Consider the following 13,654-nt stretch of genomic DNA (forward strand, 5'->3'; position numbering starts at 1 on the left):
ATCCCCGTCGTATGTTTAGCCGTTCACAACTTCTGGATCATCTCTGGGCTATGGATCAAATTCCTGAAGAAGCTACTGTGAAAGCCCATATTAGTAGTTTACGTCAAAGTTAAAAACAGCCGGACTTGAATCGGATGTTATAGAAACAGTGTACGGCTTAGGATATCGTCTTAAAGAGTTCCCCTAGACTAGCCTACGTGAAGCTGAGATTCTGATGAGGTATGACTAATGTTTCAAAATGTACGCTTCCGTCTCCTATTATTTTATCTACTGGTCATGGAAGGGATATTAATTTTATTCGGTGGGAGTATTTATGTTTCTTTTACTCGCCAAGAATCAAAACAAGTTGATAACAAATTAATGGCCTTAGCTGAAGTGGTAACACCCACTTTCAGTAAAGTTCAATATCAAGATACTTCTTCCCTTAGACAGTTAGGGAACGAAGAACTTTTTAATCCTGAAACTCAAAGGATAGAGTGGTTTGATTATAACAAAAATCTTTTATGGCATCAAGGATCATTAGACATTTCTTCTCAACCTGAACCGGGCTTATTGACGCTAGTTTCTGAAGAAAATAACTCAAAAATTCGTAGTGTTACGTTTTCTGTTGCTGTGAATGCTTCTGAAGACATTAACCCGGCTTCACAAGGCTATATTCGTGTCAGTCAATCTTTAGAAGAATTGGAAGCCTCAAACCATCAATTATTATTGATTTTATCCTTCAGTGCTATCGTTGCTTTTACTTTAGCTGCGGTGGGGGGTTATTTCTTAACGGATACCGCCGTTAAACCCATTGAACAAGCCTATGAAAAGCAACAGCAGTTTACGGCCGACGCATCCCACGAACTCCGAGGACCGTTAACGGCTATTAAAGCGTCCATTGACATTATGCGTCGCCATCCTGAGCGTTTTCAAGCAAAGGATAATCGCAAGGTAGGAGCGATCGCTAATGCAACAGAACAGATGACTCGTTTAGTCGAAGATTTATTATTTTTAGCTCGTTCAGAAAAAAAAACCACAAAGGCTAACCCTGAACATAGTTCTATTTGTCTTAATGAGTTATTACAAAACTTAATTGACTTACTTGAACCCTTAGCAGAGGAAAAAAAGATTACTTTAAATTATCAAGTCTTTGACGAAGTTTTTGTCATGGGTAATCGGGATCAATTAACCCGTTTATTTTCTAATTTACTTTATAATGCCCTCAACTATACCTCGGAAAAAGGTTTGGTTTTAGTGCGACTTGTTCAACATAATCGCCTGGTTAAAATAGCGGTAGAAGATACAGGAGTTGGCATTTCCCCAGAGGATTTACCCCACGTTTTTGATCGCTTTTGGCGTGCGGATAAAGCCCGTCATCATAGTGGAGGAACGGGGTTAGGACTATCCATTGCTGAGGCGATCGCTCATTCCCATCAAGGCAAAATTACCGTTAAAAGCAAGTTGGGAGTTGGCACTTGTTTTGAAGTTGTTCTACCAACTGTTAACGAGCCGTTATCCGTGCTTAAGTAATATGATTGATGTAACTTCTAGCCAAGGCTAAAGCTTCTTTTTTAGTGGCTATTTTTCCTTCAACTTGAGCGATGGAAACTTCGGTTAACAGTTCACCAACTTGAGGACTGGGCTTAATATTAAGATGATTAATTAAATCATGGCCTGTAATTAAAGGAATAGGATGAGCCACTTTATCCTTAGGATCAAGATAATGCTCAATGAGTTGAAAAATTAATTGCTGGTCGGCATTTTTCCCTAACCCCACTAATGCAAAAATCGGAAAATTATCCCCCAATCCTAAAAATAAAAAATATTGTTTTCTTAAGGATAGTTCTTGCTGATTTTCTAACCAAGGCAAATAATTGAGAACATTGACAACTGTTTTAATCTCTTGATTAGAATACTTTAAGTTGATTAACTCTTTCTTGGCGATTTCAGAATCCTTAGATACTAAACAAGTTAATCGTGATTTTTGGACGATGTGGCTACTATAAACATTTTGATTATCTTCAATTAAAAATAAATGCTTTAACTGATCTGGTTGAAATGTATTTAGTAATAATTCAATACTTTTATCAATTTCTTGTAATAACTGTAAATTATAATCATTAATTTCAGAAAACCAAGGGCTTAGTAATCCATCCTTTTTCATTTGAATGAACCATTGACTCCCCTCTGCATTACTGAGTAAATAATTGAATTCGCTTTGCACTCGTTCCGCAGCAACTTGAGTAATTAAAGAAGATAATTGGGCAATAGTTTGGCGTGTTTTAGGTTCGATTGTAAACTGTAATTGAGCTGCTTGACGATAAGCTCTTAATAATCTGAGAGGATCATCTTTTAAATTTTGAATACTAATCATTTTAATGGTTTTTGTCTGTAAATCGTCTAAACCATTGAAAGGATCGATAAGTTTTTGTTGATGAAAATTATAGGCGATCGCATTAATCGTAAAATCCCGTCTACTTAAATCTTTTTCGATGGTATCTCCTTCCTGTTGAGCAAAATCAACGGTTCCTTGTTTAAATACGACTCTAGCAATGTTTCTCTGTGCATCTAAAACTACAAAACCAGCATGATATTGATTAGCAATTTTTTTGGCCGTTTCTATGGCAAATTCGGGTAAAACAAAATCTAAATCTAGATAATCTCGCTGATAATTAAGGAGAATATCTCGAACCATCCCACCCACTAAATAAGCAGTGGAGGGAAGCAATTCTAAATCAAAAGGTAAAATATTGGGGGAAAAATTGAGCAGTGATGTGGACGACTTCATAGAAACTAAAGAAATAAACTCTTAAAAATTAGTCAAATTTTCATATCTTACGTTAGATTAATAAGTAACACGGACAAAGGAGCAATCTATGTGTATTTGTGTTAACTGTCATTACGTTGATAGTTGTCAAACCTATTACGCAGTAGAAGAACAACATCAACAACCCCATTTAACCGATAACCCGACATTTGACCCGCAAGAACCTACCATTAATGTTAACATTCGCCCTAAAGAAGATTACATCGAAATGGAGTGGGATGTCGTGGGTTGCGAAAGCTTTTTAGAAGAAAGCGGAAAATGGATGAAGTTACGTCCTGGAGAACCGGTTCCTGCTTAAATTAAGTAATCGGTAAAAAGCCAGATTTTGGATTGCTAAACATCAGGAAATTCAACTAAAGCTTGATTATTCATTGAGTTTCCTGTCAAGTAATCCATTAATTCTAATCAATAGCCATAACACTTAAAAGAATTCTAATAGTAATCAGATGAAAAGCGACTCGATTGACGAGGTTTATAAAGTCTGCCGTGCGACGGCAGACACAGCCCCTTGTTTTAACCAATCGTATAATAAAATGGTGTTCCTTTTGAACTAATACCAGCACCTTATACCTCTAAATCAGACCACAGAAACGGTGTGATTGGGAAAAGAAATGGACATTGGTTTAGGGGATTTGATGGTTATCAATGTAATAGTGACTGGAATGCTAGTCAAAACATAGGTCAATGGCTAGGTTTTTCATGTCCTTTAGACTCCCGACCCTCTCGGATTTAAAATCCGAGAGGAAAGCGGGAGCGCATTCCGCGCCTTCAGGAAACTGTATTTGTAATGGATGCAGACGGTTTAAAGGATGGGGTTAATGAGAGCCCCCCTAACTAGAGTAATATCTAAACAGGTGGATTTATCCCCTGTTTAGATAACCTCTAGAATCCTTGTGGTTTCAACCCAGGGAGTCTCAATGTTGAACTGGGTCAATTAATTTATTTATGAAAAACGCTAAAACTAAGAAACGTCGCTGGATTTATGCCACGTTAGTATTAATGCTCTTGGCCCTAATCTCCTTTTCAATCTTACCGGTGGTGAGTAGTATGGTTCAAGCGCAACAAGCTGATCAATCTTCCTTAGTCACCACCGAAAGCACGAGACTGAAAAATGAAGCCTTAGGGTATCAAATGGTCTTAGAACGGGAACCCGACAACGAAAACGCCCTATTAGGACTCTTAGAAACCAGACTCAGACAAGGAGACTTAGAAGCAGCCATCACCCCACTCAAACGACTGGCCCAACTTAACCCTCAAGAACCCGATTATGGCATTTTACTGGCTCAATCTCAACAACAACTCAAAAATTATGAAGCTGCCCTTAATACCTATCAAGAAATTATAGTAGCCAATCCCGGAGATATGCGCGCTTTAAAAGGAATGGTGGATTTATATATACAACAAAATCGTTCTCAAACAGCCATTAGTTTAGTGCAGAATACCTTAAATGAAGCCATCAAAGAACAATCGAATGAGTCCATTTCTGAGAGCGTTTTTAATTTAACCTCTCTACAATTACTCTTAGGAGAAATTTACAGCCAACAAGAACGTTATGATGATGCCTTAGTCATGTACGATCAAGCCATTAAAGGAGACAAAAATGATTTTCGTCCCCTATTAGCTAAAGGAATGTTACTCAGAGAACAAGGGCAAGAAAACGAAGCCCAAACGTTATTTAAAGAAGCCATTCTTAAAGCCCCAGTTCAATATAAAGAACAACTGAAAGACATTTCTTTACAGCGTCCTCAAGACAAGAAAAAAGAGGAAATGGTTGAGCCTCAAAAAGCTGATGAAACTGAATAATATAGCAGTTTGCAACTCGATGGAATACGGTGTAGGGGCATAATATATTATGCCCCTACCGATTGTTGTATCTCACGCTTGTTGCAATTTTCTGTAACTCTAAACTCTTGATCCTGAACTCGACGATTATGAATTTCTAGGACGAACACCAGATACAATTAAACCCAATAAAACAAGTCCGAAAATTCCTATCTTATTATTAGGTTCGGGAACTGAGGCCGCCAAAAAAGCATTATCTTGAATCGTTTCGATGCTACTATTGCGACGAATAATAGTAGAGAGGGTGACAGTTTCAAGGGTAGGATCTAAGAGATTAAGATGATCGAGGTCGTTAAGATAAAAAAAGCGATCGCCGTCTCGACTGCGAGTAAATTGGTCAATGAGAATATGGCTAAAGGTTTCCCCTAATAAACCCCCATTGACCTTCTTCTCTGCTAAACCAGCAATCCACAAATCCACTTCATCCAGACTATTATAAACACTGGCAAAAGCGGTGGCTAAATCCATATCACCCCCAGTCAGTTGCAAAAAGGTGGTATAAGGGACTAATCCCAAGGCTAAACGCACCGTATTAATATCAGGAATACCATGATCTCGACCCCGTTGTAGATTAAGAGAAGCGAGATCAAACCCGCCAGCCCCAGGGGGTCCAAATAAGAAGTTACGCACATCATCAACTAACAAGGTATCCAATTCTTGGGCTTGTTGAAAAGCTAAACCCATTAACACGGTATCGATACCATCTTCTAACACTTCATCAGGGTTAAAGAAACTATCCCGTAACGATAAAGACTCAACAATATTACCCTCATTATCAACCCTGAGAAGATCGGGAGATAACATGGTATGACCAAAACGGAAAGCAGCCGTAGAGAACTCTGTTGCAATGCTTGCATCAATCTGACCATCGTAACCGTTATAGTCTTCTAAGGCATTTTCCCCTAGAATAACCGGTAACCACTGATTATAGGTGATGATTTGCATCTGTGCGCCCACCACTTTACGGGCCGACTGAAAGATAAAATCCCCTTCACTCAGACCGGACTCCTGGAATTTATTAACTAAAGCAGTTTCTCCATTATCGAGACGAATTTTAAGATCATCAGCAATACGATTATGTTCGCGCATAAATAGGGTATGAGTCGCCGTTAGTCCTATTTGTTCATTGGCGCGCACATCTCCTGATAGAAAATAGTTTTCCGTATTGGGATCACCTCCTGTATCATTGGCAATACCTGGTGTATTTAACATCAACAACTTTTCCCCATTGTTGGCTGTTTCAGCAATTAGTTTTCCGGTGCCATCATTCATCCGTAGAACATTGATACGATCATTATCTGAACCATAAATATTAGAAGCATCGATATAAGCAGTAATCTCGTTAAACTGTTGACGCACACCGAAACCATCAGTATTAAATTCTGAGCGATTTAAGCCAATTTGTTGAGTTCCCGTGTTAAAAGGGTCAAAATCGGGATCTCCACCAGGGACAAGAATATTAAAGGGTTCACTATTACCAATGGGACTTAAATCGAGATCATGGTCAAGAAACTGGCCCCATTGCCACACCCAGTCTGTCACTTTTGATGCGTTAGGAATAAAAACAGATTGAGCAGAAATAGCGTTACTAATAGCCCGAGGATTCGGTAAAACACTAGAATTTAAACCCCCTCTAGGGATAGCAAGGCCATCTTCGTAGGCAACCCCTGAAAAGCGAATTAAATCACTCCCCACAGACCCAAAAGTAGGATTATTAGCATTATTACCTGTACCGTCCATACTGCGAAATTCAGCCGCCTTAGCAGGAAATAACATTCCCACACTAAGAGTAGTGACAGTGGTTAAGGTAATAGCAATTTTTTTATTCATATCTATATAAGGGAATTAAAGCCTATCCACCGGTTAAATGAGTATTTTATGGTGGATTCTCATTTTATTAAACCCATATTATGAGACAAAAGTTTCATGAGAATACAAATTTTTTATTTTCTCACACAAACTTTAACTCCTGCCTCCTTCAACAACCACCACACCCTCCGCCACAACCCCCTCCGCAACTGCTCCCGCAACTACTCCCGCAACTATGACCACTTCCACAAGAAGTATGATCTATGGTGCTATGATGAGTATTAGTATCAACCGAATGGTCATAACTATCTGAATGGCCACCACAGCCAACACCATAAATAATATCGGTAACACAGTAAGAAGAAATGCTATTTTCGGGACTCGTTTTCTTATGCTGAAAACAATCTAACGTATAGTAAAATCCATTTTCAATTTCTAATAAAGTATCAATAGCAAATAATAAAGGTAAACGTTTCGGTCGATAAGAATTAATATGGTCTTTTTGACAAGCTAATTCCCAAGCTAAACGAATTCCTTGTTGTCCTTGAGTTCCTGTTTTCATGGCTTCAGCAGGGGTATGATGCAGAAAATAGCCAAACCCTTGAGAACAAAAATCACTATATTCTTTCGTAAATAAAATAAATTCGTGCCAAGCTTCGTCAACAATTTGAGAGGGCATCGATACCATGCGTTGTTCAGCTTTATAGCAAATCAAAAAATAATCTTTTAGGGCAGAAAAGACTAATGCTTGTTGTTCAGAAGATAAATAACTTCTTGTTTTTGCAAATTTTTCTTTAAACCCGAAACTAAATTGATAATTAGTAATAAATTTTTCTCGTTTTTTTTAATTTGCTGTTTATTTCGATATCGACTGATTAAGGTAACAATAATAATAGTCACTAAAGGAATATTAATTCCAATGGCTAGGCCTGTCATTAAAGAAAAGTTATTCAATTCCATAAAAAGTTCCCTGTGAGCCACTTAACGTTGTTTTGACTGATTATAATTTAAACTCATTTAGTATGATAGATAAGAGTTAAAGCTTAACCTAACCTGAAATTCATCTAAAGTTATTAGAGAATATAACTATTCTTGATTAACATTGATAATAGCCTCAGTAAATTCGCTAACCTGTCAATCAATACGGGCTATCGATAGTGTAAATCTTTGACTTCTATTATGACCAGTTTACAAACCCCTACCGTCCCAGAACATAGCCTTGATCGTGACTGTATGACTCTGTCACGTCACGTTTTGCAACAGCTTCAAAGTTTTTCTCCCGAAGCGCAGGATCTCAGTGCCATTATGAACCGCATTGCCTTAGCCGGGAAACTGGTTGCTCGCCGTCTCAGTCGTGCTGGTTTGATGGCCGATGTCTTAGGATTTACTGGAGAAACCAATGTACAAGGGGAGTCCGTCAAAAAGATGGATGTCTATGCCAATGATGTGTTTATCTCTGTCTTTAAACAAAGTGGCTTAGTGTGCCGTTTAGCCTCAGAAGAGATGGACAAACCCTATTATATTCCTGAAAATTGTCCCATTGGTCGGTATACTTTGTTATACGATCCCATTGATGGCTCATCTAATGTCGATATTAATTTAAACGTGGGATCAATCTTTGCCATTCGTCAACAAAAAGAGGAGGATCTCGACGGAGAAGGCAATGATCTCTTAAAAGATGGACACGAACAATTAGCGGCCGGCTATATTGTCTATGGACCGTCTACCATGTTGGTCTATTCCATCGGCCATGGCGTTCATTCCTTCTTGCTAGACCCCAGTTTAGGGGAGTTTATCCTCGCACAAGAAAATATACAAATCCCCGATCACGGTCCTGTCTATAGTACCAATGAAGGAAACTTCTGGCAGTGGGATGATGCTATTAGAGACTATACCCGTTATGTCCATCGTCATGAAGGTTATACCGCCCGCTATAGTGGGGCATTAGTGGGAGATATTCACCGTATTTTGATGCAAGGGGGCGTGTTTTTATACCCCGGAACCGTTAAGAAACCGGAAGGAAAATTACGTTTATTATACGAAAGTGCGCCCTTAGCCTTTTTAGTTGAACAAGCAGGAGGCAAGGCCAGCAATGGACTGAAACCCATCTTAGACGTTGTTCCCGATAAACTTCATGCTAGAAGTCCTTTAGTCATCGGTTCTAAAGAAGATGTCAGCTTAGTCGAGTCCTTTATCCAAGATCATCAACGTCGGGGGAATTAAGAATTTAGAATGAAGAATGAAGAATTAATTTTCTTTCTTGCCAAGACTAATGTCTAAACATATTTTAGTGACGGGGCCCAGTCGTTCAGGAAAAAGCGAGTGGGCCGAAAGGTTGGCCGAGAAACAAGATCAACCAGTTATTTATGTGGCCACTGCTTTAGAAAACCCCGATGATGCTGAATGGCAACAGCGTATCGAAAAACATCGCCGTCGTCGTCCCTCTCACTGGCAAACCCTATCCGTTCCCTATGATCTTTGTGCAACCATTGAACAAGCAAACCCTCCCCATTGTCTCTTAATTGACTCTTTGGGGACTTGGGTGGCCAATGGGTTAGAAGAAGATGAAGAAACTTGGGAAACCATAACCACTCGCTTGTTAGAGACAACACAACAAGCGTCAGTGGATCTTATTTTTGTGGCCGAGGAAACAGGATGGGGTGTGGTTCCTGCTTATCCGTTAGGGAGATTATTCCGCGATCGCTTAGGACATTTGATCCGACAGTTAGGGGCGATCGCAGACATCACCTATTTAGTTGCAGGGGGTCACGTTCTCAATTTAAGTTTATTAGGACAGCCTTTAGACACATTGTAAAGATGACAGAAAAGCATACAGAAGAAGAAATATTATTCATCAAACTGTGTAAAGGGTTGGTCGAAATCTGCGATCGTATCAACAGAGGTGAACCGGCTTATCTTGTTAATGATTATCAGCCATTTCCTCAACCTTTATACGAAGCATTTGAGCAATTAAGCATTAAATGGATATTGAGGGATGAAAAAATGCGTCATCCTTCTATTCTTAACATGGTTGAAGCAGCGAGACACTCAGTAGAAGCAGTAGAACCCGATTTTTGCCAATGGGTTGATTTTCCTGATGAACCTTTAATCGAGGATATGATACAACCATCGGAGGAATGTGAAGACTTTGCCAGTGATTATAGTTTAAGTTTAGAAATTGATAATAATCAAAGCTATATTCTTCGGTTGATGGACGAAATTAAAAAATATGATTTACCTCTACAAACCTATACTATATTTCGTCGTTTCATAGCAGAAAATCCCTTTCCTTCTGAATTTGATCAAGCATTATTACTAGATAAACATCCTGAAATTGAAAGAGTAAAAGACTTATTAGAAGAAGCTTATCAACCTGCACCTCCCCAGTCTCATGATATGGGATTATGTAAAAAATGTGGTGGTTATTTAGACTGTGCCGCAAGAGAAATTAATGAATGTTGTGAACCTTTAGAGCAAAAAGTCGATAAATCACCGATTATTGATACTGTTTATTGTTTAATTAGACCCTCTTTAATTGAATTACGTCTAGCAAAAATTATTAAGGAAATGGGACTAGAAGTAGAGTTATGGCCAGAACTAGATAAAGCTGATCTAAAAATTACTTTTCCTGATGGTAAAATTTGGGCAATTGATGCAAAAGACTGGGGAAGTGCGACAAGATTAGCTAGGAAATTAAATCAAGATAAAATTCCTGATATTGGTCAATCTCAATCATTTTTTGTGGTTCCTGACTATCGACTTAAAAAGCTGCAAGATCAAGCTATTTTTAAAAGTAAATATCAAGGTAATATTGAAGTGATTTCAGAATCAGAATTAATTAAACGTATCAAAAAGGAATTAAAATGAGAAATTCAAGTAGTTGGCTAAAAAAATTAAGTGAACAGTTTGAAAATTATGTTTCTCAACGAACTAATTTTATTCGCACTGAATTGATGTTATACGCTTTACATACTTATTTCCCTTTACATCCTATAAAAAAAGCTCATTTATTAATGCAGGGTTATCGAGAACCAGGAGTAAGTGATCAGCAGTGGAAAATTATTAAACATTTACGTCATTTAGCATCAGAATTTCGCAGTTCTATTAGTTGGGAAATTGCTTTAAGAAATTATGATGATCTGGCTAAAAATAATAATAGTATTTTAGGGTTTGAAATTGATTATGAAAATAACTGTATTCGTTTAACTAATGATATGTTTACGAATCGCTATGAAATTTATGAAAGTGTCTTAAATAAAACACTTAAATTTGATACAAAAAAATATGATCCTGCACCAAAAGGAGATTATCAGTTTAAGATTAATTCAGAGGAAACCAGATTCGTTAAAATTTCCGAAAATATTGCTAATATAGGAATACAATATAAAAATAATATTCCGAGTATTAATTTAAGTAATAATCGTGAGTTGATTAGAATATCTCTTAAAACATTGGTTAATAAAGGAAGAGAGTTAAAAGAAGTTTTAAAGTATGATGCAGGGACAATTATTAAGAGGTCTCGTTATTGGGATATAAAGAATAATAAAGAAACTGATGAGATATATATTGATGGTGAAAGTCATATTTTAGGACCGACTGGTAGCGGAAAATCAACATTAATTGAAAGCTTAATTACTGTATTAATTGAACAAAATAAAAGAATTACCATTGCGACTAATAGTGTAGGAGAGGTTCAAGATTGGTTAGAATTTGCTCAAAAAACAAACATTGAAGCAGTACCTATTATTGGTAATTCTGAACGACATAAACATTTAAGTCGCTTAAATCAAGCAATTATGTTTGATAATAAAGATCAATCTTTTACTCATCCAGGGTTTAAATGGTTAAGTCAATGTTGTCCCTTATTCGCATTAGCAACCCCGTCAAGTCCACAGTCAACTATAAATAAAAGAAATAAAAAACCTTGTTTTAATCAATTAGAAGATGTTAATGATCCAAAAAAGAAAAAATATGATTGTCCTTTAGTGGGAGTTTGTCCCCAACATATCACTGCTAAAGAATTAGAAAAAGCGCAGTTAATTGTCGGAACATTACCAGGTTTTATTCATAAAAAAGTATCGAGTCATACCTTAAAAGAAAACATTACAATTATTGAATATTTAGCCTTAACTACTGACTTGTTTGTAGTAGATGAAGTGGATCTCGCTCAACCTAAATTAGATGAACTTTTTTATCCTATTGTTACCCTTGCCTCTTTTGAGCAAATGCAAGATACTTGGTCACGTAATGAATTTTATCAGCATATAAATAGTGTTTTAGAAGGGGAAGTTGTTGTACTCAAAAAATTTAGAGATTCTTATCTTGAGGAATCAGAAGGATGGAAATTTTTAGCGTGTAAAGCAATCGCAGATATGATGTATTCTCTAAGAGATATTGCTGCTATTTTTCAAGGGAAACAACCAACACAAGAAATTGAAACATTACTGAGACAATGTGCAACAGAAGGAAGATTATTTGCTGCTTGGTCTTTATTTGATAGTTTAGCTGAACATCTATCAGGAAAAATCAAAATTCGTTTAGGCGAAAAAATACGCAAACCAACCGCTAATAAATACGAAAAAAGTTATGAAAGATATCGTGAAATCTTTAAACGGATACAAGATAAGATTAGCGATCCCAGTTTAGTAGGATTAGAGAGTAAAGATAGCAAAATTGTCACTAAATTAACTTACATAGCAGGGATTTTATTAAATACACCATCCTCTAAAATTCCTCATCCTAAATGCGTTGAATTTATCAAAGAAACGAAATGGGATACAGAACTCAATAAATTAGAATCTGACGAAGAAAAATTTATTGATAATCTAGCAATGTTATTACAATTGTCTATTTATGCGGCTCAAGGGTTAGGAGCATTAGGTAAACATATTTCAACTAGAAGATTATCTAATAGTGAACTTCAATCTAATTTACCCTTAATTCCACCCGTTGATTTTGAAAAATTGTTACCTGCGTCTCCCGTGGGTGCAGTGACTAGCGCACAATATCAAGATGGACATCTTAAAATACATAGAGGTATTTGTATCGGGCGATCGCTTTTAAGTCAATGGCAAGAAATTTTTACAGTTGATGGGTTAACACCCTCTCATTTATTAGTGACTTCAGCTACCAGTTATTCAGGAGAAAACAAACAATCTTATGGGTTTCATGTTCAACAAAAACCTAGTTTACTAATTGAACCACCAAAAGAAAAAATTGAAAAAGTAACGAGAAAAAGTGAATTTTTCTTTTGTCCTGTGGTCGATAATAGTAACATTCCTGTGAGGATATCTGGTTCCTATGGGGACCAACGTCACGACAATATAGGAAAGATGGTATCTGGTTTATGTCGTCCCTTTACCCAAGGTGAACCTTTAATTGATCGATTTCAAACCTATTTAAAAGATAAAATAGGAGAAGACCGAAAAAATCTCCTATTAATTACTAATAGTTACGCTGAAGCCAAAACCTTCTATACTTGCTTAAAACCACCCTATCAAGAAAAAGCGTCTTTTGTGGTTCGAGATGGAGACAGTGTTTTATGGTCTCCTGATATCAATGTTCCTCGTTCCAAAATGACAGAATTTCCCAGTCAAGGAAAAGAACTATTAATTGCTCCTATTGGTGCTATTTCTCGCGCGGTTAACCTCATGCACCCAGATAATAAAGAAGAGCCTTATTTTGGTGGTATGGTCATATTAGTAAGACAACATCCTCGTCCCGATGATAATCAAATTATTATCAGTGCAGTGAACAAAAACGCCGTTGATAATATGGGTTCTAAACCTGTCACTACCATTCAAAGAGAAGCGAGAAATACAAGAGATGTATTCTTAGCTGTTCCGCAAATTTTCTCTAACCTACCAGACGAAATACAAGACGTTGCCATGAGAGATCCGCTTATTTGGACGTTAGCAGTAAATTTAACCCAATTAATTGGCCGTAGCACCCGTGGAGGGCGTAATACGGTTGTTTGGTTTACGGATGCTGCATTTATGCCACAAACTGCACAAGGTAAAGGTGACAATGAAACAGAAAAAACATCTCTGTTGTTAGCCGTTCGTCAACTTTTGGGGAATGCTATTAAAGCAGGGGGTTCGTCTGGTCGTTTAATTGAAACCTTATACGGGCCGGTTTATTATCCTTTGACTCGTTTAACTCACTATATCAATCAACGCCCTTTGTAGGGTGGGC

11 protein-coding genes and 2 pseudogenes are annotated in these 13,654 nt (G+C 37.3%); 9 read left to right on the forward strand and 4 right to left on the reverse strand.

Going from position 1 to position 13,654, the window contains the following annotated elements; all coding sequences use genetic code 11:
• Positions 1 to 187: pseudogene (locus C4E06_RS29660) on the forward strand (helix-turn-helix domain-containing protein); the annotation flags it as partial.
• A gap of 41 nt (positions 188 to 228) precedes the next feature.
• The gene (locus C4E06_RS19675) at positions 229 to 1,512 is read left to right on the forward strand and encodes a cell wall metabolism sensor histidine kinase WalK (protein ID WP_107669969.1); all 1,284 of its coding nucleotides are present in this window, start codon (positions 229 to 231) and stop codon (positions 1,510 to 1,512) included.
• Here C4E06_RS19675 and C4E06_RS19680 read toward each other — a convergent pair.
• Entirely contained in the window at positions 1,505 to 2,770 is a 1,266-nt protein-coding gene (locus tag C4E06_RS19680; RefSeq protein WP_107669971.1) for a CCA tRNA nucleotidyltransferase, read from the reverse strand. The two genes, C4E06_RS19675 and C4E06_RS19680, sit on opposite strands and share 8 nt — an antisense overlap.
• Positions 2,771 to 2,858: 88 nt before the next feature.
• On the opposite strand from C4E06_RS19680, the gene C4E06_RS19685 reads away from it, so the two are divergent.
• From C4E06_RS19685 to C4E06_RS19695, 3 genes and pseudogenes are all read left to right on the forward strand, one after another.
• Positions 2,859 to 3,107, forward strand: a complete 249-nt coding sequence (locus C4E06_RS19685; RefSeq protein WP_107669973.1) for a Ycf34 family protein — start codon at positions 2,859 to 2,861, stop codon at positions 3,105 to 3,107.
• A 234-nt stretch (positions 3,108 to 3,341) separates the two neighbouring features.
• A pseudogene (locus tag C4E06_RS29665) lies at positions 3,342 to 3,647 on the forward strand (hypothetical protein); the annotation flags it as partial.
• A 107-nt stretch (positions 3,648 to 3,754) separates the two neighbouring features.
• Positions 3,755 to 4,612 carry a lipopolysaccharide assembly protein LapB gene (locus tag C4E06_RS19695; RefSeq protein WP_107669975.1) on the forward strand — a complete coding sequence of 286 codons (858 nt, stop codon included), beginning with the start codon at positions 3,755 to 3,757 and terminating at the stop codon, positions 4,610 to 4,612.
• A gap of 126 nt (positions 4,613 to 4,738) precedes the next feature.
• Here the strand turns inward: C4E06_RS19695 and C4E06_RS19700 are convergent, their stop codons facing one another.
• The 3 genes from C4E06_RS19700 to C4E06_RS28205 form a co-directional block, all read right to left on the reverse strand.
• Positions 4,739 to 6,481 carry a peroxidase family protein gene (locus C4E06_RS19700; protein WP_107669977.1) on the reverse strand — a complete coding sequence of 581 codons (1,743 nt, stop codon included), beginning with the start codon at positions 6,479 to 6,481 and terminating at the stop codon, positions 4,739 to 4,741.
• Positions 6,482 to 6,629: 148 nt separating this feature from the next.
• Positions 6,630 to 7,175 carry a hypothetical protein gene (locus tag C4E06_RS19705; protein ID WP_198648846.1) on the reverse strand — a complete coding sequence of 182 codons (546 nt, stop codon included), beginning with the start codon at positions 7,173 to 7,175 and terminating at the stop codon, positions 6,630 to 6,632.
• A 26-nt stretch (positions 7,176 to 7,201) separates the two neighbouring features.
• Positions 7,202 to 7,420, reverse strand: a complete 219-nt coding sequence (locus C4E06_RS28205) for a hypothetical protein (RefSeq protein ID WP_198648847.1) — start codon at positions 7,418 to 7,420, stop codon at positions 7,202 to 7,204.
• 219 nt (positions 7,421 to 7,639) lie between these two features.
• Between C4E06_RS28205 and fbp the strand changes: the two genes are divergently transcribed.
• The 4 genes from fbp to C4E06_RS19725 are packed head-to-tail and all read left to right on the forward strand — an operon-like array spanning position 7,640 to position 13,647.
• The gene (gene fbp / locus C4E06_RS19710; RefSeq protein ID WP_107669979.1) at positions 7,640 to 8,683 is read left to right on the forward strand and encodes a class 1 fructose-bisphosphatase; all 1,044 of its coding nucleotides are present in this window, start codon (positions 7,640 to 7,642) and stop codon (positions 8,681 to 8,683) included.
• Positions 8,684 to 8,732: 49 nt separating this feature from the next.
• Positions 8,733 to 9,275 (forward strand): bifunctional adenosylcobinamide kinase/adenosylcobinamide-phosphate guanylyltransferase, encoded by a 543-nt coding sequence (gene cobU / locus C4E06_RS19715; RefSeq protein ID WP_107669981.1) that lies wholly within the window; start codon positions 8,733 to 8,735, stop codon positions 9,273 to 9,275.
• A gap of 2 nt (positions 9,276 to 9,277) precedes the next feature.
• Positions 9,278 to 10,327, forward strand: coding sequence for a hypothetical protein (locus C4E06_RS19720; RefSeq protein WP_107669983.1), 1,050 nt, complete (start codon positions 9,278 to 9,280; stop codon positions 10,325 to 10,327).
• A complete protein-coding gene (locus C4E06_RS19725) occupies positions 10,324 to 13,647 on the forward strand; it encodes a hypothetical protein (RefSeq protein WP_107669985.1) in 3,324 nt (1,107 codons plus the stop codon). Before C4E06_RS19720 ends, C4E06_RS19725 begins: the two co-directional genes overlap by 4 nt.
• The last annotated feature ends 7 nt before the right edge of the window (positions 13,648 to 13,654 follow it).

The organism is Cyanothece sp. BG0011, assembly GCF_003013815.1.
Taxonomy (GTDB): domain Bacteria; phylum Cyanobacteriota; class Cyanobacteriia; order Cyanobacteriales; family Microcystaceae; genus Crocosphaera.